Origin of the sequence: Lachnoclostridium sp. An118 (genome assembly GCF_002160985.1) — a bacterium.
Taxonomy (GTDB): domain Bacteria; phylum Bacillota; class Clostridia; order Lachnospirales; family Lachnospiraceae; genus Claveliimonas; species Claveliimonas stercoravium.
The window spans coordinates 24170-43443 of sequence record NZ_NFLQ01000023.1; the positions used below are offsets into that span (position 1 = coordinate 24170).

14 protein-coding genes and 1 pseudogene are annotated in these 19274 nt (G+C 47.0%); 2 read left to right on the forward strand and 13 right to left on the reverse strand.

The window, feature by feature from the left end; genetic code table 11:
- Positions 1-71: 71 nt before the first annotated feature.
- The 11 genes from B5E62_RS14940 to B5E62_RS14990 all read right to left on the reverse strand — a co-directional run bounded on the left by B5E62_RS14940 (position 72) and on the right by B5E62_RS14990 (position 10264).
- On the reverse strand, positions 72-935 hold the full coding sequence (locus B5E62_RS14940; protein ID WP_162610324.1) for a MurR/RpiR family transcriptional regulator: 864 nt from the start codon (positions 933-935) through the stop codon (positions 72-74).
- A 1-nt stretch (position 936) separates the two neighbouring features.
- Complete coding sequence (locus B5E62_RS14945; protein WP_206414330.1) at positions 937-1749, reverse strand: inositol monophosphatase family protein; 813 nt, start codon at positions 1747-1749, stop codon at positions 937-939.
- A 14-nt stretch (positions 1750-1763) separates the two neighbouring features.
- Positions 1764-2564, reverse strand: coding sequence for a PHP-associated domain-containing protein (locus B5E62_RS14950; RefSeq protein WP_087175325.1), 801 nt, complete (start codon positions 2562-2564; stop codon positions 1764-1766).
- Between the two features lie 48 nt (positions 2565-2612).
- The gene (locus B5E62_RS14955; protein WP_087175326.1) at positions 2613-3449 is read right to left on the reverse strand and encodes an energy-coupling factor transporter transmembrane component T family protein; all 837 of its coding nucleotides are present in this window, start codon (positions 3447-3449) and stop codon (positions 2613-2615) included.
- Between the two features lies 1 nt (position 3450).
- Positions 3451-5154 (reverse strand): ABC transporter ATP-binding protein, encoded by a 1704-nt coding sequence (locus tag B5E62_RS14960; protein WP_087175327.1) that lies wholly within the window; start codon positions 5152-5154, stop codon positions 3451-3453.
- Between the two features lie 4 nt (positions 5155-5158).
- Positions 5159-6004 (reverse strand): cell division protein FtsQ, encoded by an 846-nt coding sequence (locus B5E62_RS14965; protein ID WP_087175328.1) that lies wholly within the window; start codon positions 6002-6004, stop codon positions 5159-5161.
- A 271-nt stretch (positions 6005-6275) separates the two neighbouring features.
- Positions 6276-7082 (reverse strand): carbon-nitrogen hydrolase family protein, encoded by an 807-nt coding sequence (locus tag B5E62_RS14970; RefSeq protein WP_330398149.1) that lies wholly within the window; start codon positions 7080-7082, stop codon positions 6276-6278.
- 116 nt (positions 7083-7198) lie between these two features.
- Positions 7199-7801 carry a hypothetical protein gene (locus B5E62_RS14975; protein WP_087175329.1) on the reverse strand — a complete coding sequence of 201 codons (603 nt, stop codon included), beginning with the start codon at positions 7799-7801 and terminating at the stop codon, positions 7199-7201.
- A 275-nt stretch (positions 7802-8076) separates the two neighbouring features.
- The gene (locus B5E62_RS14980) at positions 8077-9123 is read right to left on the reverse strand and encodes a nucleotidyltransferase domain-containing protein (protein WP_162610325.1); all 1047 of its coding nucleotides are present in this window, start codon (positions 9121-9123) and stop codon (positions 8077-8079) included.
- The gene (locus B5E62_RS16985; RefSeq protein WP_087175331.1) at positions 9084-9275 is read right to left on the reverse strand and encodes a hypothetical protein; all 192 of its coding nucleotides are present in this window, start codon (positions 9273-9275) and stop codon (positions 9084-9086) included. Before B5E62_RS16985 ends, B5E62_RS14980 begins: the two co-directional genes overlap by 40 nt.
- Before the next feature lie 59 nt (positions 9276-9334).
- Positions 9335-10264 (reverse strand): hypothetical protein, encoded by a 930-nt coding sequence (locus tag B5E62_RS14990; RefSeq protein ID WP_242957975.1) that lies wholly within the window; start codon positions 10262-10264, stop codon positions 9335-9337.
- A gap of 375 nt (positions 10265-10639) precedes the next feature.
- Here B5E62_RS14990 and B5E62_RS14995 point away from each other — a divergent pair.
- Positions 10640-12382 (forward strand): annotated as a pseudogene (locus B5E62_RS14995) (VirD4-like conjugal transfer protein, CD1115 family); the annotation flags it as partial.
- 16 nt (positions 12383-12398) lie between these two features.
- A complete protein-coding gene (locus B5E62_RS15000) occupies positions 12399-13316 on the forward strand; it encodes a S1 RNA-binding domain-containing protein (protein WP_087175332.1) in 918 nt (305 codons plus the stop codon).
- A gap of 30 nt (positions 13317-13346) precedes the next feature.
- Here the strand turns inward: B5E62_RS15000 and B5E62_RS15005 are convergent, their stop codons facing one another.
- Positions 13347-15287 carry a hypothetical protein gene (locus B5E62_RS15005; protein WP_087175333.1) on the reverse strand — a complete coding sequence of 647 codons (1941 nt, stop codon included), beginning with the start codon at positions 15285-15287 and terminating at the stop codon, positions 13347-13349.
- A 591-nt stretch (positions 15288-15878) separates the two neighbouring features.
- On the reverse strand, positions 15879-18977 hold the full coding sequence (locus B5E62_RS15010; RefSeq protein WP_162610326.1) for a radical SAM protein: 3099 nt from the start codon (positions 18975-18977) through the stop codon (positions 15879-15881).
- Between the last annotated feature and the right edge of the window lie 297 nt (positions 18978-19274).

Below are 19274 nucleotides of genomic sequence, written 5' to 3' on the forward strand. Positions count from 1 at the left end.
GGCAGGCAGATACGGCACAGCAGCTAAGTATAAAGTATAGCATATCTGCGCACAAAAAGAAAAGGGCAGGACTACTCCTGCCCGGATTTTCCGTCTTCTTTTCCGTACAGCCTCCTGCCATATTTTTTCTTCAGTTTCTGCAGCCGCATCAGTTTCTCCGCGGCCTTGGGCTGCATGCTGTCCGAAAGGGCCAGCACAAGGGCGTCTATGACCGCCACCGCGGAGGACATGGTGTGGAACTCCTCCTTCTCCCCCCGGTATACATACAGGTTCACATCCGCCCTCTGCTCCTGGGGAGCGTAGAGACGGCTCGTAAAGGCCAGGGTGGAGCAGCCCGCCTCCCGGGCATAGTCCAGGATCATCCGCCCTTCCTCCGACACCTTGGAAAAGCTGAAGAGGATAGCCAGGTCCCCCTCCCCCGCATGGGCGATGCCCTCCAGCACCTCGGAACCGCCGGAGGGGATGAGGGATGCCTGGAAACCCAGGCGCCGCAGCCGGAAAAAAAGGAGCCTGGCCGCCGCCAGGGAGGCGTTCTTGGCATGGATATAGATATTCCGGGCGCTGCCAATGCGCTGCACCGCCTCCTGGAACTGCCCCATGTCCAGGTTCTCTCTCGTCCTCGCGAGGCACTCCCGCTGGAAGTCAAACCAGTTCTCCACGTCAAAGCCCTGGTCCTTCATCAGGGTGCCTGCCAGCTTTCCGGCCGCGCCCTTCCCGGCTTTTTTCTGGATCAGGTCGTTTTTCATCTCCTTGAAATCCCGGTATCCCAGATGTCTGGCGCACCTGGACACCGTGGCCTCGGACATGCCCAGCCGGCCAGCCAGCTGCCCGATGCTCATAAAAAGGAACTCATCTGTGTAGTCCTCCACAAAATCCATGATACGCCGGTCTGATTTTGTGTATTTTCCTTCCGGTTCCTGCACTGAAGATCCCATATTACATCCCTTCCCTGTCACCGTTGTACAGCTTTTTATCCGTCTCATCCCAGACAAGCCCCAGGAGCTCCTCCCGGATGCCGGGCGTGCCTGCTGCCACCTGCCGCTCATCCGCCTGTATCCAGCCGCCTGCCTCCCGGAGGATCAGGCCGGCCGCCCCGTAGTCCCAGAGCTTAAGCCTCTCCTCAAAGAACCCGTCCAGCCTGCCGCAGGCCACGTAGCACAGCTCCAGCGCGGCGGAGCCCACCCGCCGGATATCCTGGCACCGGTCATACACAGCCCGCATTTTCCGAAAGCTCTCGTCCGCCCTCTCCCTGTGCCCCGGGGAGGTGCCTACAGCGATCAGGCACTGGGAGAGCTCCGCCGCTTTGCTCACAGAGACAGGCTTCTTATTGAGAAAGGCACCCCGCCCCTCCTGTGCCTCAAAGCACTCTCTTCTGTAGGGGTCATAGACAATGCCGGAGGTAATCCTTCCCCGCTCCGAGCAGGCCAGGGAGACGACACTGTGCTGGAAATCGTGGATGAAATTAGTGGTGCCGTCCACCGGGTCCAGGATCCACACCCGGCCGTTCATGTCCACGCCGCTGTTATCCTTCTCCTCCCCCAGGAACTGGGCGCCCGGGTCTATCCTGGAGAGCTCCCGGAAAATGAACTGCTGCACCCGCACGTCCACCTCCGTCACATAGTCGGTGTGCCCTTTTTCTTTTATATGGTCCGCCCCCCTGCGGCCGGTCAGCTCTCTTCCCGCTGCCAGCACGATCTCCAGGGCCTCTCTGTGGAATTCCATCTGTCTCTCCTCCGTTTTCTGCCTCATACAGCCTGCCGGTCTTACACCGCGCAGGGCTCATCCACCAGCACGGACACATAGTTGCCGCCGATGGCGTGTATCTCCTTCAGGGCCTTCTTCAGCAGCCCTGCCGTCCTCACCTGGAAGGCCGCGTAGTCCGAGACGCTGATCTCGTACCTGCCCGCCTTCATCTCCTCATAGAGATCATACACCGTCCGGACTTCTTTTTCAAATCCTGTTCGGATACAGCCGTACTGCACTGCCTGGTGGGTGTCGCTGCCGCCCACCATGGGGATGCCCAGCTCCCCCGCCAGGGCTCCTGTCTTCCTCCTGGTGCCTTCCTCGTCCTGGGCAATGTCCTTCCCGTTGAGGTCCAGGAAGTCAAAGCGGCGAAGCTGCTCAGCAGGGAGCTCCGGTATATGCCCTCCCTCCCGGAAGGGGTGCCCTGCCCCCACGATCACCGGGTACTCGTCGAAGAGATCCCGCAGCTTTGCAAAGGGAAGGAAGCGCCCCTTCTCCTTGTAGGGCTCCAGCCGCCGGTTCAGCTCCAGGATATCCTCCGGCTTTCCGATGGACAGGACATGTCCGCCCTCCGCAATGTCCGTCTCCATGCCCGCGAAGATGCGGAGCCCGTTCCCGGTCACCAGGGTGTCCCCCTGCCGGTCACAGACAGACATCAGGTAGCCGTAGAGCTCGTCAAACTGCAGCGTGTTAAAATGTTCGGTGAGGCAGAGGGCGTCAAGCCCTGCCCTGCGGGCCTCCCCGAAGAGCCAGTCTGTGTAAACAGTGGAAAACGGCAGCTTTTTTGCCAGTTTCCCGTGGGTGTGAAAATCTATATACATCTTTCTTCCTTCTTTCTTCCGCTTTCATTCATGCAGGTCCATACAGGCCTATACGAGGGTGCCCGCAAAGATGACGACAGCCATCCAGAGAAATGACACTGCCAGGAACAGCAGGTCATCGTAGGTGACCTTCAGGGTGGCCAGCTTCATTTTCTTCACCTCTTTATTCACCGCCGCATACCGGTAGCCCTTGATCTCCAGCGCCTCCACCGTAGTCCGGGAGCGCTTTGCCGTGTTCAGCATAAGGGGGTAAAAGGAGTGGATGATCACTTGTATCTGGTAGATCAGATACCGCACCTTTCCCGCAAGGGTGTCATGCTCCGGCGCGTTTCCCCGCAGGCGGTAGGACAGGAGCACATTCTGGAATTCCTCCATCAGCATGGGCAGCATCCGGTATGCGTAGGAGATGGAAAAGGACAATTTCTCCGGGCACCCGAACCACATCAGGCCGTTGGAGAGCCGGTCCGGATCCAGCCCTGAGAACACGGTGATGGACGCCAGGGACACGCTGGCCACCTTCAGCGTCAGCACCAGAAGGGGCACCACGGTCTGTGCGTTTCCCCCAAAGAGGAGGGACACCACAAAAAGGTAGCCGGTCTGGGAAAATACTCCCAGACAGAACAGGACCAGCACCAGGGGCGCCACCTTTGCCATGACTGTGGTAACTGCCACAAGGACGAAGCAGCCCAGCAGAAAGGGCAGGTCGTCCACAAACCAGGGCGCCAGGGCAAAGAACACGTACCACACAAGGAGGATCCTGGGGTCTCTCTTTGCGATAAATGTGTCGTCATTGCCGTAGGCATTTTTCAGCACCTGGTTCCTGAGAAAATCCATGGACAGCTTGTCCAGTATGTTTTCCGACAGTTTCTTCTTTATACTTTGCATTTTACTTCACCCTTTCAAATCCCTGCACAAACTCATCAATGGTGTAGCAGAAGGCCCTCTCGTCCAGCGCCTTCCCCATCTGGAAGATCTCCGGCGGGCGGATGCCCACCTGTTCCACCACGTCCCGGTTCCCGAAGACCTCGTCCCTGGCACCGTCCGCAAGGACTCTGCCGCCGCTAAGGACGATGATCCGCTCCGCCCACTCGCAGACAAGCTGCATATCGTGGGTGGCGATCATGACCGTGTCCGTGATCTCCTTCATGTCTCTGAGCGTCTTCATGATCTCTTTTCTCGTCGCAATGTCCAGATTGGCCGTGGGCTCGTCCAGGAGCAGGATCTCCGGCTGCAGCGCCACGCCGATGGCAAGGCTGGCCCGGCGCATCTGGCCCCCTGAGAGGAGACGCCCGTCCCTGTCCTTCAGCTCTGTCAGCCGGAACCGCCGAAGGAGTTCTTCGGTCCGCTCCTGCCAGCCCTCCTCATTTCTCACCTTCATGGCGTAGGCTATGTCCGCCTCTATGGAGTCCTTGATAAACATGTCCTCCGGGTTCTGGTAGACTAAGGAGACATACCGGGAGAGCTTCTCCGGCCTGGTGTCTCCCACGCTCTGTCCCTTCAGCATGACCTTTCCATCCGAGGGCTTTAAGAGTCCCACCATCAGCTTCATCAGAGTGGATTTTCCCGCGCCGTTGGAGCCGATGAGGGCGATCTTCTCGCCCTTGTACAGCTTCAGGTCAAGGCCGCTGAAGATCTGCTTCGGCTCCCCCTTCACGGAGCGGTAGGAGACAGACACGTTTTCGCAGGAAACCGTCTCCTTCCTCTCTCCAGCGGGGGAAGGCTCCCCACAGTTCTCTTTTCTGCCGGTATAAATGAAATCTGCAAATGTCTTCCTGCCCTCTTCCACAGTGGAAGGCAGCTTTCCTCCCTCTGCCAGCCGGCCCTCTGTTCTCAGCCTGTAGGCAGCCCGGGTCACCTGGGGCGGAAAAATATCGCTCTCCTCCAGCTCCTCCACCCTCTGGAGCGCCTCGACCACGGGCAGCTTCCATTTTATTTTCCCATCCTTCATGAGCACTGCGTGTTTGCAGTAGTTGCCGATGTATTCCGTGTGATGCTCGATCACGATGATCGTCTTGCCGTGCTGTTCATTCAGCTCTTTTAATATCTCGTAAATGGTATCCGCGTGATGCGGGTCCAGCTGGGCGATGGGCTCGTCCAGGATCAGCACCTCAGGACTTAAGGACAGGGCTCCGGCCAGAGCCAGGAGATGGGTCTGGCCGCCGGAGAGCTGCCAGATATAGTCCTGTTCCTTTCCGGAGAGACCGCATTTTTCCAGGGCCTCTATGCCTCTCTCCCTGTAGTCCTTCATCGCATAGTTCATGCAGGCGTAGGAGGCGTCGTCCAGCACGGTGGGGCGGACGATCTGGTTTTCAAAATCCTGGTACACATAGCCCACCTTCCGGGCCAGTGTCCCGATATCCGACTCTCTCGTCTCCACGCCGGCCGCCTGCACGCTCCCCTCGAAATCTCCTGTGATAAAGTGGGGGATCAGGCCGTTCATGACCTTGCAGAGTGTGGACTTTCCGCAGCCGTTATTTCCGATGATGGCCACAAAATCTCCCTTCTCTATCTCCAGGTCCACGCCTTTCAAAACAGGGGCCTTGGCCCCCGGATAAGAAAATTTCAGGTCTTTGATCTCAATGACATTCATGCCTCTACACTCCCTGCGTGGCTTTGGATGCCTCTGCCCTCTTCTTCATAACAGCCAGCACGATGACAGCCACCACAGCAGCCACGATCATCCCGGCAGCCAGAGCTGTACCGCTTCCGGCCCAGTCCGCTTCCCAGTCGATCAGCGCCATTCCGCTCTCTGCCAGCATCTCCGCACAGACAGCCACCGCAAATGCCACCAGCGAACCGAGGACTACCTTCGCGTTTACCGCGCCCAGGGCCGTCTCCTTTGTCCTGGGCCTCATGCCGATCAGAGGCTCGATCTTCCCGTAAAGCCTGGGCACAAGGAACAGCGTCGGGAGCATGCAGAACAGGATGCCTGAGAAGACCACGTCGTTGAGACAGGCAAAGCCCTCTGTGGCGAACACGCTCTGAGGAAGTCCCGGAACCGCCTCAAAATCCTGCACCGCAAACTGTACCTTCAGGATGTCCACGATCATGCCCAGCACCTGCTGGATGATGACGCCGCTGATGGCCGCGATGCCCACCATTTTCCGGTTCCTGGGGTCTCTCACCATTCTCCCCGCAATGTACACGCCGATGGTCACTGTGATGAATTTCTCCAGCTCTCCCAGTCCTCCGAACTGTCCCAGCATGATCTCGCTGAAGACAAGCTCGCCGGTAGCCGCGCCAAGGGCTGCTGACATAGGATCAAACAGCATGGCCAGCACCAGGGGGATGAACAGGAAATACTCCACTGAAAATTCCACGATGCCCACCTGGATAGATGGGATGAGTTCTGTAAATAAAGTTGCCAGTCCGTAAAGGGACATTGTGAGCACAAACACCATAAGCTTCTGTGACTGCGTCGCATTCTCTCGCTTTGCCATTTTTTCTTACCTCCTGATAACGTTCTTTTTGATGATCACTGTTTCTCATCTTCTACGCTGTGTATCATATCAAGAGTAGGTTAAATATAAGATCACGGCACCGTAAAATGTAAGTTAATTTTCATTTTTAATCAAACAATGAAATTTATTTCTACATATAAAAAGAGGGCGCCCTCTCTCAGGCTCCCTCGTCATCTGTCCGTTACTATCTGCTCACTGCTCCCGTTCATGCTCCCGTTCACTGACACCTGTTTGATGTCATCTACCCTGTTTAGCGGTATACTTCCTCCCGCCTGGCGGACAGAAGGGGCAGCTCTGCGCGCACCTTGTCCGCATAGGAGAGGTCAATGTCATGGACCATCACGCCCTCCCTCTCATCCATCTCCTCTATCACATCGCCCCAGGGGGAGACGAGGAGTGTATGTCCCCAGGCCACGTAGCCCGCCTCCCGGTCCCGGGCGCAGGAGGTCCCGGCCACAAAGCACTGGTTGTCCACCGCCCTGCCCCGGAACATCAGCTCCCAGTGGGCCGGACCTGTGGTCATATTGAAGGCCGCCGGCACAAGGATCAGCCTTGCCCCGTCGAGGACCATTTTCCTTGCAAGCTCCGGAAACCGGAAGTCAAAGCAGATGCACAGCCCCACCTTCCCAAACTCCGTGTCAAATACCGTGCACTTATCCCCCGGCGTCAGCGTCTCCGACTCTTTAAAATGCTGTCCTCCCTCCACCTGGATGTCAAACATGTGGACCTTCCGGTGCTTTCCGATCTGTCTGCCCGCCCGGTCAAACACGTAGGCTGTGTTGTAGACTCTTCCTTCTCCGTCCCGCTCCGGCACAGACCCGGCCGCCAAATAGATGCCGTGCTTTTTCGCCAGACGGCTCAGCTCCCTCCACACAGGTCCCTCCTCCGGCTCCGCATAGACGGGAAACAGCTTCGTCTCATAGGGGCAGCAGAACATCTCTCCCAGCATGACAAGGTCCGGCTTCTGCCAGGCCAGCTCCTCCAGCCGTCTTTCCATCTGCTCCGCGTTCTTCATTTTGTCACTGTACACATGCGACTGTATCTGCGCGATCTTCATATCACTCACCCTTTCCGCAGGCCTGCAGTAATTCCACAAGCCATACAGGCTATCTGGCTTCCTTCTAATCCCTCTCAACAAATCTCATTCTCATACTGGCCTGTCAAATTCTTTTATCAGTCTAAGGATTTCACTATCCTCTTTGCCTCCGCTCGATATTTCCTTAAAAACTCCTCAAGGATCCCCTCCCGGATACATTCCGTGATCGTGCGCTCCACCGCCTCCAGCTCCAGCTTATGCTCCTCTTCCTCCACCTCGTACAGATCCGACAGCTTCAGTATCCGCCTGTCAGGCTGTTTCTCCTCTCCGTTGTAGAAGATGATAAACTGGGGCGGCGGAAGCATTACCTTTTTCCTTCCGTACAGGTTTTCGTTTTTCGTCAGGTCCGCGTAAAGGTCTGCCAGATACAGGAGCATCCGCAGTGGAAGGTTGGGACTGTAGGTAGACTGGTGCTCATACAGGGAGAGCCGGGAGTCGATCACAAAGGACAGGTCATTTTTGATGGCCAAGTAGATGGCGTTCTCCAGCGTGTTGACGCTCAGCGCCCCGGGATCCTTATACTGTTTTCCGCTTACCGCATTATAGAGTCCCAGCAGCTCTTTCCTGTCGCTGAACAACATAGTAAAAAGCGAAGATTTGTAGTTCCGGTCAGAAACGGGATACATCTTCTTTTCCCCGCCTTGCTTCTTCCGGTTCTGTTTCTTTTGTTTTCTGCTCATAGGTACCTCCTTTTTCAAAAATCGCAGGAGGCAGCCTGTAAAGACGAAAACATAAGCTCCAAAACATAATCTCCAGGAAACCTCTCTGCTTTGTCGATGGGGATAAAAAGCATCGAGATTTCTTTTAGATCTTCTTATCAGACTTGCAGACACGGCAGACGCCGCAAAAGAAAAAAACTGCCAGAAATATAATGCTTTGTAACTATAGTAGCACATATTCCTGGCAGTTTCCATAAAAAACATTAATTTAATTCACAAAAGATTCCCTGACCGATCTAAAGCCCGACTTTCTTCAGCATCTGATACTGCGCCTTCGCCTCATCAACATTTTTCCCCAGTCCATGGATCGCAGCCTTTAGCTTCCACCGATTTTCCAGTCCAATCTTCCACCTTTTCACCCAGGCTACCGGAAGCAGGATTGGATATTTTTCCAGAGCCGGAATAAAATACTCCATATGCTTTCTGTCCGGAAAGGCGATTCGCAAAAGGGCCCTGCTCTGAATCAGAAGGTTTCCCTTTCCTGTCCCCTTCTCCATTCCCTTTCGCAGGCGCCGTATGCTGTCCTCCCGCTCAAAGCCAAATGTCCCGCCTGACAGGATATATTCCCGCAGCTGCTTCAGCGCCTCATCCTCCACTGGTTCGGCTTCTACCTCCGGAGCCGTGTCTACCCCAAACCACACTCTGCAAATATAGACCAACTTCCTGACAAACACATCCAGGTGGATCTCCTTACATTCCTTCTGAATATACTGCCAGTTCATTTCTTTTTGATACCGCTGGAGATAGAGGGCGATATCCATGACCATGCGGATGCCCGCTCCGCTGCTGTTCAGATGCTTGGCCAGGTGGAAACAGAGAAAAATAAAATGATCCTCTACCGAAAAATATCTTCTACTCCCGCCCCCTGATGTCTGCAGCCTGTCAAAGGCCTTTTCAAAATAGGACTCATAATCAACTCCGTTCCAGTAATTTCCCGCAGCCAGCTTCCTGTGGACTTCAAAAGACAGGATCCCTTTTTGAAAGGTCCAGACAGTGTTTCCTTCTCCCTTTCTTTCGTATCCCAGATCTTTCAAGAGCTCAGAGACCCGCTCCATATCCTTCCCCTCCACAAGCAGATCCACATCGCCCATTGTGCGAAGCTCCGGAACCGGATACAGCTCCTTCAGCTCATATCCCTTGAAAAAGGCATAGGGAATCCGCTCCCGCTCCAGCGCCTCTATGAAAAGATTAACCTCTCCGTCCTTCTGTACTGACTGATAAATGGTGAGCAGATACTGATCCTTCATAGCCTGCTGTACCGCATCCGCCTCCTCTTCAGCCAAAACATTTCTGAGTACGTGATTACGCTGCCGGTCACATTATGCATTTTTGCTATTTTTAGTATCTCTTCCGCAGAAATCGCAGGAAATGCTTCCAGCGTCTGCCTGTGCACAAACGCCTTCAGTATTTCCATAAACCATACAGACTCTTCCATTTGGCTTCCTTCTAAGACTTGAGCAATCCTCTCTGAGATTTTCTTCACTTCTCACGCATTCATCTGTCAGTATCAGCCAGCCACTCCTCCACCACAGCAGTCTCCTCTTCCACTATCTTCCCGATCTGCTCCGCTGTCATGTCCATTTTAGCGAGATTGACCGCTATGTTTTTCTTTTCCTCCTCCCTGCCTTCTTGTCTACCTTCCTGTTTGCCCTCTTCCCAGGCCTCTTCTCTCTCCTGCCTTATATGCCTTGCCTGATCATACTCGTATATACTCATCCTCTTTGCCTCCGCTCGATATTTCCTCAAAAACTCTTCAAGGATCCCCTCCCGGATACATTCCGTGATCGTGCGCTCCACCGCCTCTTCTATGGGCATCTTTGCGGCATACCTTCTTATACGGGCCGTGTACTCGGCATAGTCCGCCAGGGTCTTGCACGCCCTCATAAGCTCCGGATTGTGGCCTGCGTTGATATTCAGCATCACTGCCTCCAGCTCCAGCTTATGCTCTTCTTCCTCCACCTCGTACAGATCCGACAGCTTCAGTATCCGCCTGTCAGGCTGTTTCTCCTCTCCGTTGTAGAAGATGATAAACTGGGGCGGCGGAAGCTTCACCTTTTTCCTTCCGTACAGGTTTTCATTTTTCGTCAGGTCCGCGTAAAGATCTGCCAGATACAGGAGCATCCGCAGCGGAAGGTTGGGACTGTAGGTGGACTGGTGCTCATACAGGGAGAGCCGGGAGTCGATCACAAAGGACAGGTCATTTTTGATGGCCATGTAGATGGCGTTCTCCAGCGTGTTGACGTTCAGCGCCCCGGGATCCTTATACTGTTTTCCGCTTATCGCATTATAGAGTCCCAGCAGCTCCTTCCTGTCGCTGAACAGCATAGTAAAAAGCGAAGATTTGTAGTTCCGGTCAGGAACGGGATACACCTTCGTTTCCCCGTCTTGCTTCTTCCGGTTCTGCTTCTTTGGTTTTCTGCTCATAGGTACCTCCTTTTTCAAGAATCGCAGGAGGCAGCCCGTAAAAGTAGGACAAGATATCATGATCTCCAGGAAACCTCTCTGCTTTGTCAATGGGATTAAAAAGCATTGAGATTTCTTTTAGATCTTCTTATCAGACTTGCAGACACGGCAGACGCCGCAAAAGAAAAAAACTGCCAGAAATATAATGCTTTGTAACTATAGTAGCACATATTCCTGGCAGTTTCCATAAGTTTTTTCTCTTAATAAAAATTCTTCTGGCCTTTAATCTAATCAGATTATTTGAGAACCTCTCTAATCTCTCCTGAACAAATCTCTTGTGTACACCTTCTCCTCCACATCGTCCAGGCAACTGTCATACCGATTGGCGATGATTTTATTTGTCTGGCAGCCTTTGCTCTGCTGGCTTTCCTGCTTATGCGGATGGGCCTTGACAGAAACGGAGGCGTATCAGACCGAGAACGGAATCTAAGCTATTCCAATAAGGGGACCTATGGCACCTCCGGCTTTATGACACCGCAGGAGATGCACCAGGTTCTGGAACTTGTTGACAATGTAAAGCATACGAAAGGACAGATTCTCGGCAGGCTCGGGAACAAAGCAGTCTGTCTTCCGGAAGAAACCAGAATGAACCGCAATGTTGCGGTATACGGCGCATCCGGATCAATGAAATCCCGCGCCTATGTACGAAATGCAGCCTTTCAATGCGTTGCCCGCGGAGAAAGCCTGATATGCACCGATCCAAAATCAGAACTTTATGAGGATCTTGCAGTCTATCTGGAAAATAAGGGATATATCGTAAAAGTCTTTAACCTGGTAAGCCCTGAAAACTCCGACAGTTGGAACTGTCTCATGGAAATTGATGGTTCTGAAACAATGGCCCAGATATTTGCGGATGTGGTCATCCAAAACACCGGAACCGGCAAAGGGGATCGATTCTGGGATAACGCGGAGCTCAATCTTTTAAAGGCGCTGATCCTTTATGTGGAGCAGGGCTACCCGCCTGAAGCAAAAAATATCGGGCAGGTATACAAACTTCTGACCATGAGTTCCGAAAAGGAGCTGAATGCTCTTTTTGACCTCCTTCCGGTCAGTCATCCGGCAAAGGTGCCATACTGTATTTATAAGCAGGCATCCGAAACCGTGCGAAGCGGCGTAATCATCGGTCTTGGATCACGACTCCAGATCTTCCAGAACAAAATTATCCGGCAGATCACCTCATATGATGAGATTGACCTTACGCTGCCCGGCCAGAAAAAATGCGCTTATTTTTGTATTGTGAGCGATCAGGATCATAGTTTTGATTTCCTGTCCTCACTTTTTTTATCCTTTATTTTCATCAAATTAGTACGCTTTGCGGATATCCACGGTGAAAATGGGCAGCTCCCTGTGCCGGTCCATATCCTTGCAGATGAACTGGGCGCGGCTTCCGGAACAATCCTGGATCTTCAGACGAAGATCTCTGTAATCCGCAGCCGCCGTATCAGCATTAGCTGCATCTTCCAAAATCTGCCCCAGATGCAAAACCGCTATCCGTATAATGCATGGCAGGAAATTTTAGGAAATTGCGATTCCACAGTCTTTTTAGGCTGTACAGATCCAATTACTGCCACTTTTATATCCGAGCGCACGGGCATTGCCTCCGTCAATGTTTCTTCGGAGGCCAAACAGCTCAATAGCTGGCGTGTTTCTGATTATACTCCGGAATATCGCCGCACGGAGTCTATCGGCAAGAGAGCTGTACTGACTCCGGATGAAGTGCTGAGGCTGTCTCTGGATGAAGAACTCATTATCTTGCGAGGGCAGAAAGTGCTGAAAGCGAAGAAATATGATTATACAAGGCATCCCGAATCAAAGAAGCTAGTGAAACGGAAAGCCGCCAGTCATATTCCCAAATGGCGGGAGCTGCAGACGGAAGAATCCGACTATGCTCCGGCTGTACCAAAGCCTAAGCGCCCCGGCCGGAAAAAGAAGCGCCCGGATTTCCCTCCTGTACCTTCAGAAGATATGAATGTGCAGGAGCCGGAACCCGATTTTTCTCAAGAAACAGAGTTTGATGACCTGCTTTCTGAAGAGGATGATTTTCTGACACCCATAGATAAAAATTCAATTATGTCTTAAAGAAAGGATACAAACTATGCCAAATGAAATGAACAATATTTTAACTCTGGAAAATGACGCTGCAGTTGAAACACAAAAATCTAAGGAAGATCTGATATGGCACGAGATAACCAACGCTTACCGCACCCGCCGGATACTGACCGGGATGCTTGGCGGAATTGAAAAGCTGGAGGGCGGAGCTACAATCACGATCGTTTACTACAAAAACTTCCGTGTTGTCATCCCCATAACAGAAATGATGATCAATCTGATTGAAGATGAGACGCACAATTATGGGGAGCTGTCTCTGCGGCAGAATAAGATCGTAAACACAATGCTCGGCTGCGAGATTAACTTCATCATCAAGGGTCTGGACAGTAAAGAACGAAGCATTGTCGCAAGCCGGAAAGATGCCATGCTCAAGAAACGGCAGATCTTCTATTTTGATCAGGATTCATCCGGAACTCCGAAAGTCTATCCGGATCGGGTGGTGCAGGCCCGGGTGATCTCTGTTGCGGAAAAGGTCGTTCGCGCGGAGATATTCGGTGTGGAGACATCCATTCCCGCAAAGGATCTATCATTTGACTGGCTGGGTGATGCCAGAGAGCGTTTTCACGTCGGGGATCATATCCTTGTCCGGATTCAGGAAGTAAAAGCAGAAGATCCGGAGCACATTTCCGTCCGGGCAGATGTAAAAAGTGTAGAAGGGGATACCAGCAAGGCAAATCTGGCACTTTGTAAGGTACAGGGAAAATATGCCGGCACGGTTGAAGATATCCATAACGGAACAGTATTCGTCAGGCTTCAGATCGGTGTCAATGCCATTGCCCATACCTGCTATGACAGCCGGACTGTAGGAAAAAAGGATGATGTTTCTTTTGTTGTTACTCACATAGACTCTGAGCGTAATGTGGCACTTGGGATTATTACAAGGATTATCCGGCAAAATCTATAACAATCTAGGGGGCAACTTTGCCCCCCTTTCCTATTTTAATTCATTATTATTATCAAAAAATGTGCAAAACTCATCATTTATTTTTATCATATACTCGATGAGTAATAGCAATATGTAAAAATAGTATTGATAATGTACTCCTTCATCATTACTGTCTGATTGTGTACCATGCATATATTTATTTCGGATATCAAGCCCATTATTATATTTTGATTTATTGAGTAAATAGTCTATCCAATTCTGCTCTGGAAGTGAAAAAAGTGTGCTTTCCATCTTAATTATTCTTTTATCATAAAGTAAGTCAAATAATCTCCTAAACTTTGGGGAATAATAATAGGAATTTATCACTTCATTTTTATGCAAATCCAACATAATAGAAAACAGATACCAATCTTTTATTTTCACATATCCATCTTTGTCATACAGAATCCAACCATTTTTCGCGAGCCATTCCAAATCATCTAAAGACGCCTCGCTAAAATCTTCCTTTTTAACATTTTCATGTGTTATTAACTCGGAAAAACTTTTATAGTTTTTATTTATCCGGGAAACCCAGTGTAACAAACATTGATCTGAAAAAAGCAAATATTGTATATGTTCAAATTCTGAACCTGTACCATAAATATATTTATTTTTAAGTAGACTGGGGATTTGTGATACCCCCACTGTACCTGATGTCATTTGCAATAATTCATGATCTATCTCACCATCTTCAACATATAATTTAAATTGCTTTAACACGGACTCCATTTCTGGTAACATATGCCTACATTTTTCTAAATATGAACTACTTGCCGATGGCAATTTAATCGTAAATCCAGAGATGCCAAATTCATCTCTAAGATACTCGTTAAAGAACCACTGTATGACATCTTCTAATAATACACCTTGCCTTGCCAACTCCTGATAATACCCTTTTACCTGAAGTAACGCCAATGCCATTTTCATATAAAATATACTTCCAGCTAAATAATCATTTTGAGATCTAATAATTATTTTTTCCATTAAGATTGGTATCTCAGATTTCTTACTTACGAGCGGTATCCGCATCTCACGATCGGCAAACCCAAACAAATAAATAAAATTATTTAGTAATGTGGGATAATCTTTATTATTGGCAATCCACTTGCGATCATATATATAATACTGGCATTGGCTCTCCTGTTCCTCCTCTAATGGGATTGTACAGTCGCGAAAAGATACACAAATCTCATGATCTATTTTTACTCCCTTGTTTTCTCTCTCCATGTCAGTAATAATTTCTTTTCGTTTTCTTGCAGCATTCAGTTTCACCTTATCACTAATTGGCAGTTGAGCATTACTGCGTACACCATATATAATTTCCAAATAATTGATATGAGCTAAAGGTGAATTAATATAATTCATAAATATCTCATTAATATCATCCTCTGAGAGCTCTGGTAAGCAGATAGAGTGTTTCGTATTTAAAGGATGAATTTCATATTTATCTAATAGTATTTTCGCTGCGTCGGGGGTGTTTAAAAACCATTCTCTTAAAACTTCAGTATAAAATTTTACTATCTGGGAATGCTCCAATATCTGCGTTATCAGCACTCTAGACTTATATATAACTTTTTTAAATGTGCCACTGCTTACTTTTTTATATATTTTATACCTTTCAAATAGTGTCCAAAAATCTTCTTTATATTCCCACTCTATTTCATCATATAGGTTTTGAAAATTCTCATCAATGATATGATTCATATATCTGCCAAGGTACTTTTCTAATATTTTTTCATATTGTAACGAAAGCTGATTTAATTCTTCTTGTTTCTGATATATCATTTTATCAGATTGCATCCAACGAAGTATATTATATATTTCAAGGACATCATTAATAGAAAAATCGTTTACATTTTCTTGTGAAACCGCTTGACTAATATTTTCTATCTTCTGTATAAATATATCAGTATCAGTCCAATGCAAATAGCCATATTTTATTCTTGTCATTTTAACCTCTTTATCTACACCGTTTTTATAAAAATTATAGCACTCAACATTTCACTGTGCCACCTTGTTTTACCTTTGCAAAATGTAGCTGGCATCCGCTTAGAAAGCTCAGAATTTCAATATTTCCCTATGAATAAGGTGGCAGAATAAGGTATCGCCTTAGACCCCGATCTTATTGCTAATAGAAGCCGGCCATGGTATATTTGTCTGGTATAATCTGGGAGAGAAACGGATGCGATTTCTGTCAGCCCTCTAAGATACAAAGGAGGGTGATGCCAATGAACGCTATGGAAGTAATGACATTAGTGCTTGTAATCTTTGCGGCTTTATCTTACATAGATCATCATAACGACAAAAAGAAATAGCATCCCATAACCGCCTAAAGTTCGAGATGCTATCGCTTTTTTGATAGATATAACTGAGGGCATCAGATCTTGCATCTGATTACCTTTCTACCCAGATTATACACTGAGGGCTTGAATTTTTCAAGTCCTCTGTTTCTCCGGTCTGGATGCCGATTACGTAAAATACATGATAAAAGAACTATATATTTTTGAACTTCCATTTATTCCACTTTCTATTTAACATTTTTTAAAATGAAAACTTCATCAAATCAAGTTCTCTTCGTATTTTATCAACATTTTCAGAGAATTTTTCTAATCCACCCCCGAATACCTCTCCATTAAAACAACGCGCACAGGAATAATCTTCATATACACGCATACCGAAAATTCCCTCTGCACAGGGATACATTTCGCAATTATATATGCAGTCCGAAGAATATATTCTTTTAGGAATCATAATCTCTATTCCCATTGCTTTCATGCACAGATAATCTTTTTGCAGATAAAAGTCATCATCATTAACTCCGTAAAGCTGCTTTAACCGATTCTTAATCTCAACTATAGATACATGCTGAAACTCATTTGGCAGTTTTCCTACCGGAAACAAATCCAAAAACTTTATATTTATTTTCAGCCTTGCAGCGTATGCTACAAGATGCTCTATATCTTCGATATTGTATTTTGTGATAACGGAATTTAATTTTACCTGAAATTTATTGCTGACAAGATACTCTATCCCTGCTTTTACATCTTCTAGGCACTCTCCCCCTCCAGTGATAACCTTATATTTCTCGCTGTTACATGTATTTAATGTAACATTAAATGACAAACTGCTACCTTTGATTTTATCCAATTCCGACTTTAGTCTGGTAATTTGAGTTCCATTTGTTGTAAATCCAATGTCTTCAAAATCTTTCTGGAATTTATTGCATATCTCGATGATATTTGGATAAAGCAAAGGTTCTCCACCGCTTATTTTTATTTTTGAAAACCCGTTTTTCCTAGCTTGCTCAAGAAATTCTTCTAATTTAAACTCCGGATTAGATTTAATAGAAGAACCGATAAGCGAATCAATACGTCCTTCGTGATGGCAGTAAAGGCAATTCAAATTACATTTTTCAGATATAATAATGCGTAGGTATTTTTTTACATTTTCCTTAGTTGAGTTTTCCTCCGGCTTATTTTCCTGTTCTATCCTCATAGAACCAAAATATGCTTTAACTATTTCGGCAAGCACACCTTTTTCTTTACATGCTTTTAAAACTTTAAATCTCTCTTCTGAATTATTGAAGCTCAACATTCCACGTAAAATATCATCTTTTTTTAGTCCTTCAATTTCCGGTAACTGCCTAACCGCCTCTTCATAATTCAACACGTCACCCCCAAGCTTGTTAAACGATGTATACCATAGAACAAAATGAATTATAATGTCATCAATCGGAATCACGCCAGATTGTAATCTGTTCTTTTCTTGTTCATATACTGCATCGAAATGTCTGCTATTGTGTTTTATTATCAATTGCATCAGCACAATAATTATTTTATCGTAATAAAGGCTTATTTTCTGATGTTCAGACAACTCTTTTGAGTCCAGCTCCAATAATTTGTTATATAGATTATCGTAGTCAATATTCGGTCTAACGCCGATAAGGTAATATGCACAGTTCCATGCATACATAAAATGATTCAAATCTGTCATAAGGCTATGTATTACTTTTGCAACAATACTAATCCTGAATTCATAAGCCATATTAATACCGAATAATTTCCTTTCAGTATTTGAACTCTTCAATGACTCAATAACTATTCTTTTTACGATAGCCTCTATATATCCGTCTTCATCTTCTCGAGAACGGTGCTTCTTCAATACATCTATCGCTTTCCACCGTACCTCAAGTATAGTTGACTCTAAATACTTAACTAGCTCGTCATAGATTGCTCCAGCTTTTTCCCCTTCACCGTCCGCCAGTTCTTGATTCAACCGCTCAATCTGTTCGATTTCTTCGTTCCACTGAGCTTCATATTTTCTATAGTTACCTGTTTCCACTCCCATTGTAATAAGCTCACACGGATACTCATTTGGGATAAAGGAATGAAATTCCCCTTTAGGCATCAGTATAACCGCTCCTGCAGAAGCTTCAATGTATTGTTTACCTATATAACCATATATATTTCCTTTTACAACATATGTCACTTCATCCATATCCTTATGCATATGAGGTACAACCATATCCATCCCTGCCGATTTAGAAAGATAAAGATTAAAAATGCCCCCATTATATGGAATCCGAACAGCTCCATCGCTTATAGATGTGTCAGTAACCGGGAATACAATCTGACCTTTAGTATCATCCACATCAGTTTCTTTCTCCTTTTGATACAACTCACTCTGATTTCTCTCATTTTTTGCTCCGGAATCTTTATTGGTATTTTTGTTCCATTCTCCATCACCGAAACTATATATGTCTACTATATCGATATGTTCATTTTGATTTTTCTTTATCTGATACAAAGTAACCGTAGGGATATTGTAACCATCTTTAAATAATCCTGCACTTGCTAATTGCGTGATACCTTCTATCTCTCTATCTTCTTTTTTATGTATATGGCCACAGAAGTAATACTTAGCCGGTAAATTTTTCAAAAATTCTAATGTCTTCTCTCGGGAATATTTTTCAAACATCTGCAATGGATGATGGCCAATTACGATTGTTGGATTCCTACTATCAAGATTCGAAACATCAGGGAAATCATGTACACACATCCACATTTTCCCCTGATCATTTACCTCAACTATTCCATCGTTCTTAATAATATTACCTTTCTCATCCAAAACCGGTTGTCCAGCAAAAGTACTAGTATTTAAAACAACAATATTTATCCCCGACACTTTATCATATATATAAGATTTTGTTGTGATCGAATTATCTTGCCCTGCAACACCTTTACAAAATTTTTCAAATTTTTCAAAATCAGGCCGTAATTTAGACGCATAATTCTCTTGCTGTTTTATTTTTTCATCTAAAGATTTTTGCTCCCAATCCTTCAACAGAGTAAACCTTGCATCATCACGCACATAATCGTGATTTCCTATACAAAATATAATATGTGGGCAGAATTTCTTTATTTCACTAATTAATTTTTCAGCCTGTTGAACCATATCTCTATCCTGATATTTCCCTTGATGTATCACATCACCGGTAATTAGGACAAAATCAATCGATCCAATAATCCTCAATAATCCCTTCAGTCTGTCACGTAAAGTCGGATCAAGCCACAAACTATCAGGGTTTCCAATATGCAAATCTGATATATGTAGCCATCTTATCTCATTGTATTCTTTCAACACTCGTACTCCTTCTTAAGGTAAATTAGCCCTTGTTCTTCAAGCGAACAAAAACAGTCTGCTCCTTTAAATATAAAAAAGGTCCTTTAATCACCAATACTTAAGAACCCTTCACCACGTATATATTATAACATATTAGTATTCATTTGGACGGATTATTTTACATCTCTAACAAAGTTCCAAAAATGAAATTTTAAATTCCACCTCTCCTACGGGTAGTAGCGTTTACTTCTGCACAGTTGATATTTACTCTTTCATACATCCATGGTATGGTTATCTCTCCTTCTGACAGCAGTA